This is a genomic window from Rhodobacteraceae bacterium M382 (assembly GCA_025141015.1).
GTDB lineage: Bacteria > Pseudomonadota > Alphaproteobacteria > Rhodobacterales > Rhodobacteraceae > Aliisedimentitalea > Aliisedimentitalea scapharcae.
The window spans coordinates 1-16,297 of the sequence record CP081101.1 but is presented as its reverse complement, the minus strand read 5'-3'; the positions used below and the strand labels follow the sequence as shown (position 1 = coordinate 16,297).

General features: G+C 55.8%; 14 protein-coding genes and 1 pseudogene. 7 read left to right on the top strand and 8 right to left on the bottom strand.

Annotated elements, in window-relative coordinates:
- The first annotated feature begins 106 nt into the window (after positions 1-106).
- Positions 107-874, top strand: coding sequence for a DeoR/GlpR family DNA-binding transcription regulator (locus K3727_22505; GenBank protein UWQ93828.1), 768 nt, complete (start codon positions 107-109; stop codon positions 872-874).
- 40 nt (positions 875-914) lie between these two features.
- On the opposite strand, the gene speB is transcribed toward K3727_22505, so the two are convergent.
- Both speB and K3727_22495 read right to left on the bottom strand, forming a co-directional pair.
- Positions 915-1,880: an agmatinase gene (gene speB, locus K3727_22500; GenBank protein ID UWQ93827.1), complete on the bottom strand. Its 966-nt coding sequence runs from the start codon at positions 1,878-1,880 to the stop codon at positions 915-917.
- A gap of 139 nt (positions 1,881-2,019) precedes the next feature.
- The gene (locus tag K3727_22495; protein UWQ93826.1) at positions 2,020-2,172 is read right to left on the bottom strand and encodes a hypothetical protein; all 153 of its coding nucleotides are present in this window, start codon (positions 2,170-2,172) and stop codon (positions 2,020-2,022) included.
- A gap of 144 nt (positions 2,173-2,316) precedes the next feature.
- On the opposite strand from K3727_22495, the gene K3727_22490 reads away from it, so the two are divergent.
- The 6 genes from K3727_22490 to K3727_22465 all read left to right on the top strand — a co-directional run bounded on the left by K3727_22490 (position 2,317) and on the right by K3727_22465 (position 9,571).
- Positions 2,317-3,210: a LysR family transcriptional regulator gene (locus K3727_22490; protein ID UWQ93825.1), complete on the top strand. Its 894-nt coding sequence runs from the start codon at positions 2,317-2,319 to the stop codon at positions 3,208-3,210.
- Positions 3,211-3,580: 370 nt separating this feature from the next.
- Positions 3,581-4,597, top strand: coding sequence for a tyrosine-type recombinase/integrase (locus K3727_22485; GenBank protein UWQ93824.1), 1,017 nt, complete (start codon positions 3,581-3,583; stop codon positions 4,595-4,597).
- 83 nt (positions 4,598-4,680) lie between these two features.
- Positions 4,681-5,727 (top strand): D-cysteine desulfhydrase family protein, encoded by a 1,047-nt coding sequence (locus K3727_22480; GenBank protein UWQ93823.1) that lies wholly within the window; start codon positions 4,681-4,683, stop codon positions 5,725-5,727.
- 326 nt (positions 5,728-6,053) lie between these two features.
- Positions 6,054-7,229, top strand: coding sequence for a plasmid partitioning protein RepA (repA, locus tag K3727_22475; protein UWQ93822.1), 1,176 nt, complete (start codon positions 6,054-6,056; stop codon positions 7,227-7,229).
- On the top strand, positions 7,229-8,194 hold the full coding sequence (repB, locus tag K3727_22470) for a plasmid partitioning protein RepB (GenBank protein ID UWQ93821.1): 966 nt from the start codon (positions 7,229-7,231) through the stop codon (positions 8,192-8,194). Before repA ends, repB begins: the two co-directional genes overlap by 1 nt.
- Positions 8,195-8,374: 180 nt before the next feature.
- Positions 8,375-9,571, top strand: coding sequence for a replication initiator RepC (locus K3727_22465; protein ID UWQ93941.1), 1,197 nt, complete (start codon positions 8,375-8,377; stop codon positions 9,569-9,571).
- Between the two features lie 93 nt (positions 9,572-9,664).
- Here the strand turns inward: K3727_22465 and K3727_22460 are convergent, their stop codons facing one another.
- The 6 genes and pseudogenes from K3727_22460 to K3727_22435 form a co-directional block, all read right to left on the bottom strand.
- The gene (locus K3727_22460) at positions 9,665-10,564 is read right to left on the bottom strand and encodes a DMT family transporter (GenBank protein ID UWQ93820.1); all 900 of its coding nucleotides are present in this window, start codon (positions 10,562-10,564) and stop codon (positions 9,665-9,667) included.
- Between the two features lie 89 nt (positions 10,565-10,653).
- Entirely contained in the window at positions 10,654-11,838 is a 1,185-nt protein-coding gene (locus K3727_22455; protein UWQ93819.1) for a M24 family metallopeptidase, read from the bottom strand.
- Between the two features lie 121 nt (positions 11,839-11,959).
- On the bottom strand, positions 11,960-12,694 hold the full coding sequence (locus K3727_22450) for an SDR family oxidoreductase (protein ID UWQ93818.1): 735 nt from the start codon (positions 12,692-12,694) through the stop codon (positions 11,960-11,962).
- Positions 12,691-13,422, bottom strand: coding sequence for an SDR family oxidoreductase (locus tag K3727_22445; protein ID UWQ93817.1), 732 nt, complete (start codon positions 13,420-13,422; stop codon positions 12,691-12,693). Before K3727_22445 ends, K3727_22450 begins: the two co-directional genes overlap by 4 nt.
- Before the next feature lie 17 nt (positions 13,423-13,439).
- A complete protein-coding gene (locus K3727_22440; GenBank protein UWQ93816.1) occupies positions 13,440-14,543 on the bottom strand; it encodes a mandelate racemase/muconate lactonizing enzyme family protein in 1,104 nt (367 codons plus the stop codon).
- Between the two features lie 58 nt (positions 14,544-14,601).
- Positions 14,602-16,075: pseudogene (locus K3727_22435) on the bottom strand (trimethylamine methyltransferase family protein).
- Positions 16,076-16,297 lie beyond the last annotated feature (222 nt).

The window sequence follows — 16,297 nt, the reverse complement described above, 5'->3', positions numbered from 1 at the left end:
TTGCGACATATTTCAACATTTTTGATCGCTTTATGTTGATATTTGTTGGTTGTGCGGCGTGTGCACAGGGCGTAACCTCCAGAAATCACTATATTTGCGTCGGAAAATGTCGAAATACGAAAAAGACATCCTCAACACCGTCAACTTGCGAGGACGGGTTTCGGTCACTGAACTGGCCGAAATCTTGCAGGTTTCGGACCAGACCATACGTCGAATCGTCAAACCAATGGTCGAGGACGGCCGCCTGTCCAAGGTACACGGCGCTTTGGTCAGCACACAGAATGTGCTGGATCCGCCATTCATGGCACGGATGGAAAAGAACCGGGCTGCCAAGGTGGCCATTGCCAATGCGGTCGCCGACCGAATTCTGGACGGTGCTGCCATCGCCATTGATACCGGATCAACGTCTGGATACGTAGCGCAGGCGCTGCGGGCGCGTAAAAACCTGACCGTCGTGACCAATTCGGCCTATATCGCCGCCATCCTGGCCATGACCGACGGCAACCGCGTGTTCATGGCAGGCACGCAACTGCGTAACCACGATGGGGCCGCATTTGACAGGGCCGCATTTGACGTTATCGCCAGCGTATCTGTGGAAACAGCCATCCTCTCTGCGTCGCAGGTTCACCCCAGCCGCGGCTTTATGGTGTTTGATCAATGCGAGGCCGACATGGCCGCAGCCATGAAACACGCTGCCGAGCGGTCCTTTATGGTTGTTGATTCCACCAAGTTCAGCGCAAGCGGCTCCAGCCCCGCGCTACTCCTGCCGGAACTCTTGCCGGCTGATTTGATCGTCACAGATCGCCGCCCGCCCCCAGAATTCCGGGAACTCCCCGGACAGGCCGAGCTGGTGATCGCAGACATGCAAAGATAGGCGGGTCATCAGCCGGGGCCGACACCCGCCACAGGGGTCATCATTTCCTGTTGTGAAAGATGAACCCGATAAAGTTCAGCAAGAGCTGCGCAGCCAGGATCTGAGTGCTTTCGCTCGGGTCATAGGCCGGGGCCACCTCAACCAGATCAATGCCCACCACATCTCCGCGCTTGCTCAGACCTTGGAGAATTTCGAGCACATCGTAATACTGAAACCCTCCGTGGCTGGGTGTGCCGGTTCCAGGTGCAATCGACGGGCAAAAGGCGTCGATATCGATGGTGACATAGTAACGCGCACCTTCGGGAATCCGATCCAGGATCGCCTCGGTGCCCAGCTTGCGCACCTGGCGGACTGACAAGATATCCGACCCGCGTGCGCGGGCATCGTCATAGCCTTCCTTGGCGGTCGAAGACACATTCCGAATACCCAACTGGGTCATGCCCGACACATAGTCCTTTTCAATCGCACGACGCATTGGATTGCCGTGGCCGTCTGTGACACCGTGGCGTTCATCAACAAAGTCCAAATGGGCGTCGATTTGGACCACATGGATGGGCCCCTTTTCTGCACAATCAGCAGCATAAGCATTAATGCAGGGAATATTGATCGAGTGGTCGCCACCGATTGTGACCGGAATAGCACCGGCATCCAGCGCCTTTTTCACACCATATTCAATGTTGGCGTGGCTTTCATTTGTTTTGGTATGGATGATATCCGCATCACCCATGTCGATAATCCGTACATCTGCGCCCAGATATGTGGCGTCATCTTCGTGATCATAGGCCCCTGCGTGGCCAAAGCTGAACAAAGTTGATGCCTCCCGTACAGCACGCGGGCCAAAACGTGCTCCCGAACGGAATTGGCACCCAAAATCGAACGGCGCACCCAAAATCGCTACATCGGCGTCAATCTGATCCCAGTCTTCGACATAAGGCTTCTTGCCAAATGTAGCGATGCCGACAAATGGCAGGTTCAACCGACCTGCTTCGTAACCATGTTTGGACATGATGGTCTCCTGTGTTTTTCTTAGCGTGTGTTAGGCCAGTTCCAGCTGGACCCAGTCGATGTGTGGTAAGACAACCCGTTTCCCCTGACCCCGTCGGTGGCTGGAGGGAACGGAAAAATCGGACCCCGCATCACCAAGGTCAAACACCTTTTCCCACTTGGGTTTCACAGCTGGTGACCAGCATGAACGCGCCCGCAATTTGCCGGATCACATATTTCAGGGCGGTCAATGGCACCCGGTTCAACAAGGTTGCAACCGTGATGATCTTCGGGTGTTTCAGGCTGAAGGCCATATGATGTTTTCCCCAAGACTTGTTCCATTCGGATCGCAAAGGACAAAAGCACGAGCAAAAACATGAAAAAATATCAAACTCTTTATCTTTGAGTGAATTTTTTTTATGAAACGAATGGGGTGCAGGTGCCCATGGGGAACGCCATTGAAACTGTTAAGAAACACGTTGCTCGAAACCTTTGTGAGTGTGGTGGAATGTGGCGGGTTCACTGACGCCCAATATGCTTTGGGTGTAACCCAATCCGCGATCAGCATTCGTATCCGCGATCTGGAAGCTGCGCTGGGGTATCGTGTGTGCGAACGGGGGCGCGCGGGGTTTCGCCTGACCGAACGGGGTGAAATAGCCTATCAGAAAGCACGGGACATCCTGCGCAGTGCCCGGGATTTTGACGCAGAACTTCTCGAACTGCGCGATGTCATAACCGGAGACCTGAGAATTGGTATCATTGATGCGACCAGCACTTTGCCCGGAATTGGTTTGGTCACGGCCATACGGGAATTCCTGTCCCGGCCAAACGACGTACGGCTCGAAGTTCTGATTGCATCACCAACTGACCTGACACAGGGGTTGATATCCGGTGATCTGCACGTCGCGATCGCGCCGTTTCGCAACCTGGTTTCCGAATTGAGCTATACTGAACTATGCACCGAAGAGCACCGGCTCTATTGCAGTGCGTCACACCCTTTGTTCGACAGACCCGACCCAGAAATCAACTTGGATATTCTGGCATCCTATCCACAGTGCCAACGCGCCTACGATCTGGCTGTGCCCCCCGAACTCGGATCGCCTGAGCCCAAAGCCGTCGTGGCCAACATGGAGGCTATGGCGATGTTGATCGAAACGGGTCACTACCTTGGAGCCCTGCCAACCCATTTTGCCAAAACATGGGTTCAAAAGGGTGTCTTCCGTGAATTTGGAAACGAGTCCTTGGTCCGAACGTCGGCCTTTTATCTCGCAACGCGGCATTCGCAGCTTCATCGCCGCGCGGTTGAGCTTTTTGTTCAAGACGTAACTCGGCAACTTCGCCGTTTGGCCTAGAACGTTGGGATGTTGGCAAGGCTTGTCGTCGATTGCCCCCAAACGCCCAATCATGTTGAGAAAACGCACCCCAGTGACCCGGCCGCTGCTTGATCCAACCTTTTTGGCAAAAACGCCACAACGCCCGATGGCACGGAAAATTTGGCTGTGCAGCGCTGGAGACAAACCTGTACACTGTCCGAGGCTGTTGCAGTGTCGCCCTTGGATACAGAACGTGGCGGCGCTTAATCCGTAAATTATTCGAAAAACCGCCGCGTCCTGCGACCCAAGGCTATGTCCAATAATATTGCGTTCAGGATCGTTTCTGCCCAGTCTATCTCCCAGATCAACCCGCACCTCCAGGGCCTGGGCAAAAGTGACTGATCCGTCAATGAAACCGTGTCACAAGGTAGCGTCGCAGAGTCCGGGAACCGAAGGTCCAGACCATATGTCCGAAACTGACACCGACCACGCTCCCCAGACTACTGCGCCTGCAACAATTGTCGCGTACAAAGCCGATTGGAAGCACTTCACCCGCTGGTGTCGCCAACACGGCCTGGACCCATGGCCCCCATCCCCCGATCTGGTCAGCCAATATATAGCTGATTGTGCATCGCCCAAATCCAAGGCCCCTGCCCTGTCGGTTTCCACCCTAGAACGACGCCTGTCTGGCCTCGCCTGGCAGTACGCACAACGTGGTCAACAGTTGGATCGATCCGACGAGCGCATTGGCGCGGTGCTCGCGGAGGTTCGCCGCCAACATGCCGGTCCTGCCCGACAAAAGATGGCCGTTCAGACCCAGGACATTCTGGCCATGGTTGGCACTTTGTCCTTTGGTCTGCGGGACATGCGCGACAAAGCCATTCTGCTGATTGGATACGCCGGCGGGTTACGACGTTCCGAAATCGTCGGGCTCGACATTCGGCACGGTGACACAATAGACGGACACGGATGGATCGAGATCGAAGACCAGGGTGCCATTGCCATTCTACGCGGCAAAACAGGTTGGCGCGAAGTTGAAATCGGCCGCGGGTCCGGCGAACACACATGCCCTGTTCATGCGTTGGAAACCTGGGTTCACTTTGGCAAGATTACATCCGGCCCGGTGTTCCGACAGGTCAGCCGCGACAATCAGAGAACCAATGCCAAGCGCCTGAATGATAAGCATGTTGCACGCCTGATCAAACGCACCGTCTTGGCCGCCGGCTTGCATCCCGAATTGCCTGAAAGAGAGCGCATGGCCATGTATTCGGGACACTCTCTTCGCGCCGGGCTGGCCACCAATGCCCAGGTCGAGCACTTGGCAGCGCAAAAGCAACGGGAACATATCTCATCAGAATTACCGCCACGACACCGCCACACCCGGGCGCGATTTCGGGTCAACCTGACCAAGGCTGCCGGGCTTTAGGGTGCCCCCCCCTTGATTGCAGCGCGAATTGCCCGTCAACTTGGGTTGACGTTTCCACGCTGGCAGCAAAAAAGGCCCGCCTCATGACCCAACGGTTTTCTGATCTGGTCTCACGACTGCCTGTGTTATCCAAATTCTCCAGACTCCCGTTGTATGACACACCCACCCCGCTGCAAGCCATGGCAAACAGCAGCCGAAATCTGGGGGTGAAAATCGACATCAAACGCGACGACCTGTTGCCCCTGGCCATGGGCGGAAACAAAGTTCGCCAATTGGAGTTCTACTTGGGGCAAGCCAAAGCCAATGGCAGCGACACTGTTTTGATCACCGGAGCCGTTCAGTCGAATTTTGTGCGCCTGTGCGCGGCGGCCGCGCGAACTCAGGGGTGGCACCCGATTGTGCAGCTTGAAGACAGGGTTCCAAATACAGATTCCCATTATGCATCGTCGGGGAATGTGTTGCTGCTCAAACTGCTGGGCGCTGAAATCATCCGTTATCCCATGGGCGAAGACGAAGCAGGCGCAGATGCCAATCTGGACGTGATCGCGGACAGGCTGCGCCAGAACGGCAAACGCCCCTATGTCATCCACTTGGGGCTGGACCACGCTCCCTTGGGTGCGTTGGGATATGTGGCGGCGGCCGTTGAAACCAGATTGCAATACCAGGTCCGCGGGATTGATCCCGATCACGTAGTTATCGCATCAGGCAGCGGATTGACACATGTCGGCTTTCTGGCCGGTGCCCGAGCAATTGGATGGAACGTAAATGTATTAGGTGTTTGTGTCCGTCGATCTGCCAGCCTGCAAATCAAACGGATCAAACAACGCGCGATGGAGACGTTCCTTTTGTTAGACTCTGATTATCACCTAAAAAGTTCCGATATTGACGTTTGCGACGTCGTTCTTGCTCCGGGATATGGACAGATGAACAAACCGGTATCCGACGCGATAACTCTCGCAGCGCGTCAGGATGCAATTTTGCTGGATCCCGTCTATACCGGTCGCGGTTTTGCCGGTCTTTTGCATCAAGTTCAGACCGGCAGAATCCGGCCCGGCGACCGAGTTTGTTTTTTGCACACCGGCGGGACACCTGGGATTTTTGCTTATGGCGATCAAACGATAGCAGATTAGAGCCTAATACAGGACGTTTTGACCCGTATCCGCCAACTCATACCAACTGATACGATTCGACAATTACGCCCGCGATCTGCCTGTCAGCTTTCTTTTCTCGCTTTTTTCTGAGAAATCTGGATTTTGGTGGATTCAAGGAAAAATGGTTTTTATTCAATCAGTTATGGATGAAACGAAACTTATCCACAGTGATTTGGAGTGCTGGGGATAACACTCCAAGTAACAGGAAATTCAAGAATCTATTGCAAAACGCCCGTCTTCTTGCTTAAAGAAACGGTAAATAAGGCGCTGACGATAAACAGCGTTACTAAAGCAGAGGGCAGACTGTGGCACAATCGATCCACATCAACCAGCGCGTTCGCGAGAACGCGGAGAATCTCAGTGCGGCTTTGGAAAGCCACATGCTCACGGTTTTCGCACCAGATGCACGCAAGGAACTGAGGCTGTTCAGCGCCGGAGAAGCCGCCGAATTGTTGGGTATTTCCGCGTCATTCCTGCGTAAACTGCACTTCGACAATCGCATTTCAGAGGTTCATACCACACCTGGGGGACGGCGCCACTATTCCGCTTCGGATCTGTTGGAAATTCGCAAGACCTTGGAAACCACAGCCAAATCCGAAGGGACTTATTTGCGTGGCCGTCGCCCGGGAGACAAGGTTCAAGTCCTGTCTTTTCTGAACTTCAAGGGCGGGTCAGGCAAGACCACGTCTTCGATCCACGCTGCGCAAAGGTTAGCGCTAAAGGGGTATCGGGTGCTATGTGTTGATATCGACCCGCAGGCCTCGTTGACCACGCTCTTTGGCTATCGGCCAGAGTACGACTTTCTTGAATCCGGGACCATCTATGATGCCATCAGGTATGATGATCCGCTGCCCCTGTCACAGGTTATCCAGCAGACATTTTTCACCGGGATCGACCTCGCTCCGGGTGGGTTGATGCTTCAGGAGTTTGAACATGAAACCCCTCAGGCGCTGATGAACAATATTCAGCCTGCGTTTTTTGCCCGCATGGCCGCGGCCCTGCAGGAAGTCGAGTCCAATTACGACGTTATCATTTTTGATTGCCCGCCGCAGCTGGGCTATCTGACGATGTCAGCACTGTGTGCTTCGACCGGGATCCTGATCACCATCGTTCCCAATATGCTGGACGTTGCGTCCATGTCGCAGTTTCTGCAGATGAGCGCCGACCTGTTGGATGTGGTGTCCAATGCTGGTGCCAGTATGGAATTTGATTTCCTCAGGTTCCTGATCAACCGCTATGAGCCAAATGATGGCCCACAGCAGCAGGTCGTCGCATTCTTGCGGCAATTGTTCGGCGACGAGGTCATGGTGGCCCCGATGCTGAAATCCACTGCAATTTCTGACGCGGGGCTGACCCAGCAGACAATTTACGAAGTCGACCGATCCCAGTTTCATCGCAACACCTACGACCGTGCGGTGGATTCCCTAAATCTAGTGAATGATGAGATCGAGTCCTTGCTGCAACAAGCATGGGGGCGTTGATGGCACGCAAAGGTATCCTGACAACCAAAATCACTTCTCCGGATGAACGCCCCAAACCCGCTGCGCGGATGATGCCACGCGGGGCAGTTGGTGCCTTGCAGTCGTCCCTGACCAAGCTTCAGGAAAACGCCGTTCAAGAGGTGGACGCCGCGCTGATCGACGACGCCGGGTTCGAAGACCGTCTGGGTATCGATTCCGCCGCTCAAACTCAACTCAAGGATAGCCTGAAGACTTATGGTCAGCAGGTTCCGGTCTTGTTGCGCCCCCATCCTCAGCAAACCGGACGATACGAGATTGTGTATGGTCGTCGCCGGTTGATGGCACTGCGCGATCTGGGATTACCGGTCAAAGCCATGGTCCGACAATTGGATGACCATGCATTGGTGATGGCCCAAGGCCAGGAAAACACATCACGCCAGGATCTGTCTTTTATCGAAAAGGCCAGCTTTGCCGCCCAACTGCAAGAAGCCGACTATGACCGGCAGACAATTGCAGCGGCACTGTCAATCGACTTGCCTATGGTCAGCCGAATGCTCAAGGTCGGAACAGCTTTCGACTTGGGCTTTCTTCGCTTGATCGGCTCGGCCCCCGGAATTGGACGAGAACGCTGGATTGCCCTGGCTAAACTGTTTGAAGACCGGTCCGCCAAGACCCGAGCCATATCATTTGCAGGTCAATCAGAGATCTCCGGTCTTGATTCAGATGCACGGTTCGAAGCTGTTTACAGCCGCGCTGCCCATCAGCCGGAAACCACAAAACCCAACTCGCCTGCCCCCGCCAAACCCCGCACTTTACGCGGGACCGATGGCAAAGCCTTGGCTGACATCCGCACGACCAAACGAGGCGTGACGTTGAATGTCCCCTCACGCACGGCAGCTGGCTTCGATTTGTGGCTGAATGACAACGCCGAGGACCTGATTACCGAACTGCACGATCGCTGGAAAAATCAGCAGTCGGACAGCTGAAGACCAAAAAGAAACAAAGCAGGAGGCACGAGAGCACGACGGCAAAAGAAAAGCCCCCCAGGAAAATCCCAGAAGGCCCTTCTCAAACTTAGCACCTTGGAGATACCCCGCCTTCCCTGAACCTGTCAACTCTGCGTATGCGCGTGGGGCGTGGATTTTGTTGTCATTCGTGAAATTTTCATGGAAATCACGTCCCAATCACAATTTGGGCGAGCGGTAGAGCTGTCTTTGACGCCTGTCGCCTTGCTGACGCACGATCTATCGCAGGCTCCGCAGTATGATAAATGGGAGGTGCTGAATGCACTGACCGAAGCCGCAGACCATTTTGAATTGTCACACCGCACGCTGTGCGTGCTCAAAGCTTTGGCGACATTTCTACCTGAACGCGACATCACCGCCCTCCCCGGCTCGGCGATCGTTTTCCCGGCCAACCGCACACTGTCCACCCGCCTCTCGGGAATGCCCGAGAGCACGCTGCGGCGGCATTTGGCTCGGTTGGTGGACCTCGGAATTATCAAACGTCATGACAGCGCAAACCGCAAAAGATTTGCCCGCCGTGTTGGTGGCAACGTCCAAATTGCCTTTGGGTTTGATCTGGCCCCGCTTGCCTTGCATGCCAATCAGATATTTGACGCCGCACAACACATCCAACACCAAACCGAACAGCTTCGTGTGTTGCGTGATCAGGTGATTCAACTTCGCCAGCAGCTGGTTGAACTTGATGAGGGCGCGGATCACAGCCAACTCATTGCCCATGCCGGCCGGGTTCTGCGTCGCAAACCCGAAGCCAATTCATTGCTGAACCTAATCGACGCGATCAAAGCTGGCATCGAAACCAGCAGACAATCGGCCGTTGATCAAGGCGGAGTTCTTGTGAAACCAATGGAATTGAGCGGCACTGACATCCAAATTGAGCGGCACATACAGGATTCAATAAACCAATCTTTTGACTCTGAAGAAGAAGGGCAGGGAAGCAATCAATGTGCACAAGACACAGAATGTGAATTGCCGGGAGAAAATGCCGAGAGCAGCAAAGATCCCAGTCTTTCGCTTTTGAAATCTGTCTGTCGAGAGATCCAAAGCTACTTTCCTGACTTTGGATGGTCCAAACAGGAGATCTATCGAATTGCTGACCAGGTGGCTCCCATGCTAGGCATTGATCAACCCGTTTTGCATCAAGCGCGTCAATCCATGGGCCCTTTGAATGCAAGCATCTCTATCATGTGCATTCTCGAACGCACCCATGATATTCGCAGCCCGGGTGCGTATTTGAGGCGCTTGTCGCAAAAGGCGCAAATCGGGCAGTTTTCTACACTTCCGATGGTTCAGGCCTTGTCAAAGAGACCCTCGGCACGGAATTGTCAGGTGACAATCTGAAAAAATGTTCGAAAACAATGAGATAGGTGGTTCTAACCTCTGAAAATGCGTGATTTTCCGGCAGATTCAAGTATTTGGGCATCACACCAAAGGTCAGGGGTGGTTTATTCCCACTTTTGACCGGCTGACAATATAGACGCCCAGCAGGCACAACCCAAAACCAATGACGGTATGCAGCGTTATTGGTTCGCCCAACAACCCCCAGGCCAACATCAGCGCCAACGGGGGAACCAGATACATCAACGTGGACACTTGGGTCATGTTTCCACGTTGAACCAATGCCACATACAGGCTGATGGAGATCAGAGAGTTCGCAATGATGAGATATGCCAGAGAGATAATCAGATTAGGGTGCCAGTTGATCACCTGTGTTTCGCTCCACAACGCGATCGGCGTCAGAACACACACTCCAACGGCGTATTGAACCACCCCACCCAGGATCGGATCCGTGCGACGTCCATGGGCTTTCTCCAACAGTGTTGCAGCAGAAATTCCGGCCAGGGCCCCCAATGCCAAGAGTCCGGCAGATAGTGGAACACCCTGATTGCCGGTGTTGTCGAGCACAGACAGAGCGACGCCTGCAAAACCCAGGCCAAGCCCAACCCACATAACCGGACGGCCCCTAGGCTCGGCGACCAAGGGTGCCAGTGCCGCCACCAAAGCAGGTTGAAGCGCCATGATGATCGCTGTGGTTCCAGCTGCCAAACCTTGTTTCATGGCCAGATAGGCGAGGCCAAAATATACGCATTGGATCAAGAAGCCACTCAAAGCCATTAACAACCAATGGGTGGCATCCCGGGGCAGGGCAGGGCGGTATATTGCCAGCAGTGGAAGCAAACAAAGCACGGCCAGCCCATACCGCACCGCCAACATTGTCATCGGCTCAATGTGGGGCAGGCCCAGTTTGGCAAAGCTGTAGCCGCCAGCCCAAAACAGGACGAACACCACCGGCGCACATGCCCAGAATAGGCGGGACAGGCCCGGCGTGGTCATGTCATCGCCAGAAGATGGCATGACATTGCGATAGGGGGTTCATCCATCGCATACTTCTCCCATTCCATCTGGCGATGACGGTGTTCCCGTCACTCTTTGACAAACAACCGTCGTTCAATGTTGCACAGCGGTTCGGCTGCTCCACTGTCGGTGATCAGGATGGTTTCGGTCGTTTCTAAACCCCAACTGTCCATCCAGAGGGCGGGCATGAAATGAAACACCATCCCTGGTTCCAGGACGGTTTCATCTTCGCTGCGGATAGACGCGGTGCGTTCGCCCCAATCGGGGGGATAGCTCAGCCCGATGGGATAGCCACACCGCCCCTCGCGATGGATACCGTGTTCCTTCAGCACTCCGACAAACGCATTGGCAATATCGCACGTCCTGTTGCCGGCTCGGGCCGCATTCAACCCGGCTTCGATCCCTTCGAGCTGGGCCTGTTCGGCGTCCAGCATTTCCTGAGGCGGCGTCCCCAGAAATATGGTCCGACACAGCGGGGCGTGATAGCGGCGATAACAGCCCGACAATTCAAAGAAGGTGGCCTCGCCCTTGCGCATTGGCGCGCCGTTCCAGGTCAAATGCGCGGCTGTGGCGTCCAGACCCGAAGGAGTTAGTGGGACGATTGCGGGATAGTCACCCCAGATGTCATCCACCCCGGTCAAACCGGCGTGATAGATGTCTGCAACCAGATCGTTTTTTCGCAAACCGGGTTCGGCCCGGTCCAGAGCCGTGTTGATTACCTTTTCCGTAATGCGCGCGGCCTTGCGGATGAAACCAATTTCGTCATCGGATTTTACCAACCGTTGCCAGTTTACCAATGCCGTGGCATCCGCAAAATGCGCATCTGGCAACTCGGCTGTCAAAACAGCATGGGCTTTGGCCGAATAGTAATAGTTCTCCATCTCGACGCCAATGCGCGCCTTGTGCAGACCCAGCGCCTGAATATGCCCGGCCAGATCCTGCATAGGGTGGCGCACAGTCGATTGTACATAATGGTCGGCGTAACCGTGAATCGCGTCCGCCTCCATCCAGCAGGTGCGCAAGGCCCCAAGGCTATCCATATGGCGCCCCCACCAGATCGGGTCCCCGTCCATTGCCAGCAGCACACCCTGATGCACGTAGAACGACCAACCATCATAGCCAGTCAGCCAGGCTTGGTTCGATGGGTCGGTGACGAACAGCAGATCAATCCCCGCCTGCGCCATGGCTGTGCGGGTTTTGGCAATGCGGCGATCATATTCGGAAGTCCCGAAGGCAGCAGTGTTGGCGGGCATGAGTGTCCTCGTGGTCAGTGACAGAGCCGAATATCGCTCCCAACTTGTGACCCTAGAGAACAAATTGGTTTTGGGAACTCCTGATTTCGGTTGCAGGGTAAATTTTTCCGGGTCCCTGTTGTCAGGGGAGGCTCAGCTTGGCCATGCGGCCGCCGTCGACGGAATATATCTGGCCGGTGATAAATCCGCTTTCCTCGGCCGCGAGAAAGGCAACCAATGCTGCAACCTCTTCTGGCGTTCCAGTACGGGCAACGGGATGTATTTTGCCGACGTCTCGACGAAACGCGCCGGGGTCGGGCATGGCATCTATGAAATCAACGTTAAGGTCGGTGTCAATCCAACCCGGAGCCACAGCGTTGCAGCGGATGCCTTCGCCCCCATGATCAACCGCCACGGCCCGTGTCAGGCCATGCAGGCCGGCCTTGGACGCGCAATAGGCCGCGTGACCGGGGTTGCTGCCCAACCCTTCGATGGAGCCGGTGTTGACGATGTTGCCGCAGGTCTCGCGCAAATGGGGCAGGGCGGCCTGGATCATCAGGAAAGGCGCGGTCAGGTTCACGGTCAGGGTCTGGTGCCAGTCCGCCGCGCTCATGTCTTCGACGCGGGCCTCTTGCATCATCCCCGCGTTGTTGACCAAGACGTCCAATTGACCGACTTTGGCGATAAGCTGGGACACGACTTGGGCCGGGCTGGCCGGATCCAGAAAATCCGCCGGGATTGCGTCAAATTCGCTATCGTTGCCCCGTTGGGCGGTAAACACCTGCGCGCCCTCATCGCGCAGACGGCGGGCAATGGCCCGGCCGATACCGCTGCGTCCGCCGGTCACCAATGCCACCTTGTTTTCAAACCGCTTCATGTGACGGGCTTTCCGCCGTTGACCTCAATCAATGCACCACACATATAACGTGCCCCATCCGAGGCGAGAAACAGCACAACGTCAGCGATGTCTTCTGGTTCGGCAATCCGGCCCAACGGTACGGTTTTGCCCAATTCAGAGACAGCACTGTCTGGGTCGAACCCACGCTGAGCAAAGCCCGACCGCAACATCGGAGTGTTCACCTCATTCGGGCAGACGGCGTTGATGCGGATACCCTGGTGGGCGTGATCATGGCCCATACACTGGGTGAGCGAGGCAATCGCCGCCTTGGTCATGCAATAGACCGCATGATTTGGCCCAGGACGCAGTCCCCAGCAAGAGGCTGTATTGACAATAGCTCCGCCACCGATCTGAGCCATTATCGGGATGGCAGCGCGACAGATGCGAAATGGCGCTTCGACATTGACGCCCATCGACAATGCCCAATCGTCGTCAGAGGTCTCGGTCACAGAACCCCGTGTGATGACACCCGCATTGTTGATCACGATGTCCAATCCGCCAAGAGCCTCGGCGGCCTGAGCAGGCAGAGTGTTGGCATATGCGGGGTCCAGCAGGTCTCCAGGCAGATGCGTGTCGGCCGAAATCGCTGACACGTCCTGGTCCGCCACGGCAACCCGAGCGCCAGCGGCGCGCAGCTTGGACACGATAGATTGTCCAATCCCCCCAGCAGCCCCCGTGACCAGTGCGTGTTTTCCTAAAAAATCCATGCGAAATCTCCGTGGCGTCAAAAGGAGGCGACCGGCGCGCCAAACAGGGTTTCATCTGGGGTTACCCCCAATCCGGGACCGGTGGGAACTGCAATGTGCCCGTCCACGATTTCAATGCCGTTCTCGGCGTCGTAATGCCCTTCGATATAGGGCGCGGCCAACCACACCCCTTCGAGCAGATCGGGCTGCACCGTCGCGCCGATATGGGTACAGGCGGCTGCGATGATATCTCCGCCCCAACTGTCGTCGCAGGTGTGAGGCAGATTGCGCGCCTCGCAGATGTCGCGAAAGGCCCGCATGGGATGCAGACCGCCGATGCGGGTGACCTTCATTCCGAACCCGTCGACCAGCCCGGTACCGGCAGCGGTAATCACCGTGTTCAGATCCAAGCTGTTCTCATCCATATAGATCCCATGGGTGACCTGAGGGCGGATCTTTTGCAGATCTTCGATCGTGTTGCAGGGTTGTTCTATGATGAACGGCACATCCGGGCATTCCCGGCTGACCCGCAGGGCGTCGCGGGTGGTCCAGCCCCGGTTGCCATCTACAGCCAGCTTCATGCCGCTGCCGCGCACCTCTTGCCAAACCTTGCGAATGGTCTCGATGTCGATCTCAACCGGGCGGCCTCCGACCTTGATCTGTAGACGTCGGTACCCTTCATCGCGTTTTGCACCGGCCAGGCGGGCGATATCATCGGGGGCTCCAACGCCGGTGGCGTAATAGGAGGGCACGCGATCTGTGGCCGCCCCGCCTAGCAGATCGGACACGCTAAGCCCCAAATGTTTGCCCAGCAGATCGTGCAGGGCGATGTCCAGTGCCGCCTTGGCGTAATTGTGCCCGTTCAACTGGCCGTTCATCATCCGGTGCAGAGGCAAAGGTAGCGCCTCGACACCAATCAATCCTGGTGCCATTCGTGCCAGCGCTGCCCGGGCCCCCCCGGCATGGGCTTCGGCATAGGTCGGACCCACTGGGCAGGTTTCGCCCCAGCCTGACAACCCATTGTCCGAAACCAATTTGACCAATGTCGTATCCAGAGCCCAGACCTGGGCATTGGCCATGGTATAGGGACCGTCCTTGACCGGCAGATCGTGCTGATAAATGTGAATCTCGGTGATTTTCAAACTGTGATATCCTTGAAGCCAACAAATGGCCCCGCCATAACCGGCGGGGCAGGGGGGATCAGTATTCCTGGTTCAACTCGTCAGCAGCGGGAATTTCGCGTTCGCGTCGCGCAATATAGTCGCGCAGTTCTTCGTCCTTGGCGATGTCCAGCTTGGGTTCCTGATACTCGCTCAACAGTTTGCGGGCGTGGTTCAGGGCGCGTTCTGTGACTTCGATGCTGCCTTCGGCCACCCATTGTTCGATCGAATTGTTGTCGAACAGCTCTGGCATGAAAAATGCGGTTTGAAAGTTATCCTGTGTATGTGGGTGGCCCAGATAATGACCGCCGGGGCCAATGTCGCTGACGGCATCAATCGCCTGATCAAAGTCGTCCCAATTCAGCCCCTGTGCCATGCGATAGGCCATGGCACATTGTTCGCTATCAACGATGAACTTGGCCACGGAACAATGCATTCCGGCCTCGTTCCAGCCTGCTGAATGCCAGATATAGTTGGCCCCCGCGTGCATCACCGCCTGCAAGGTGGTGGCAGATTCATAACCGGCCTGGGCGTCAAATGTTTTGGCCCCGCCCAACGTATTGGAGGTCCGCCAGGGCACACCATAGTATCGTGCCATCTGACCGATCATGAAATTCATCTGGCTGATTTCGGGAGTGCCTGCCATCGGGGCACCCGATTTCATCGAGACCGTAGACAGATAGTGGCCGTAGATCGCAGGCGCACCGCGGCGGATCACTTGGGTATAGGCCAATGCCGAAAGAGCTTCGGCATTCAATTGGGCAACAGAGGCTGCGACCGAGGCGGGTGTATTGGCCCCACCCAGCACAAAGGGAGAGCACAGCACTGGTTGATTGCGGCGGCTGAATGCCCGCATCGCCCCCAGCATGGTTTCATCCCAGACCAAGGGCGAGTTTCCGTTGATATTGCCGGTCGTGACCGGGTGGGTATCGATGAAATCTTCTCCAAACAGGATGGCGCACATGTCCATAACGTCTTCGGCGTTCTTGGGGCTGGTAGTCATGCCCATGAACATTTTGTCAGAGTGTTTCATCGACGAATAGGTGATACGCAGATGGCGCTGGCTGATCGGGTGATCATAGGGTTCTACGATGTGATGGGCCGAACTGTGCAGCGCAGGCATCATGTGGCTGAGTTTGTGAAACATCGCCAGATCGTCGAGCATCGGATTGCGACGCACGTCGTCCAGATCACGCAGGAAAAGGGCCCCGGTCATCGGAACAAACACCGAATTCCGACCTCCCAGCCGTACGCTTTTTTGCGGATCGCGGGCGTGATAGGTGAAATCACTGGGAATGGTCGAAATCAGGTCGCGCACAAGGGCCCGGTCTAGAAAAAACGGTCTCATCCACAACCTTGGCCCCGATGCGTTTCCAGTCGGCCAGGGCGATGGGGTCACGAAAATGCACGCCAACGTTTTCCAGAATGTCCATGGATGCGTTGTCGATGCGCTCGACCTGACTGCCCGACATGATTTCGCACAGTGGCAAGGTGTTTTCCAACCCAGGCAGCATTTCGAAATTGGGTGCACTGCGCAGGGCGCCGTGCGTTGCGGCCTCCTGCGCGGCTGCGCGGTTTTGGGGTCTGATCATTCATGACGCGATCTCCTTTGATCCAAACCCTAGGGGCGGAAACTGCGTCCGACGTGTAGAATTGCGAAATCCATTTGCAGATTGCGACCTGTTTGGATCCAACAGCGCAAGTGTCCAGCCCACTGAACCCCGTCGAATCGGTAT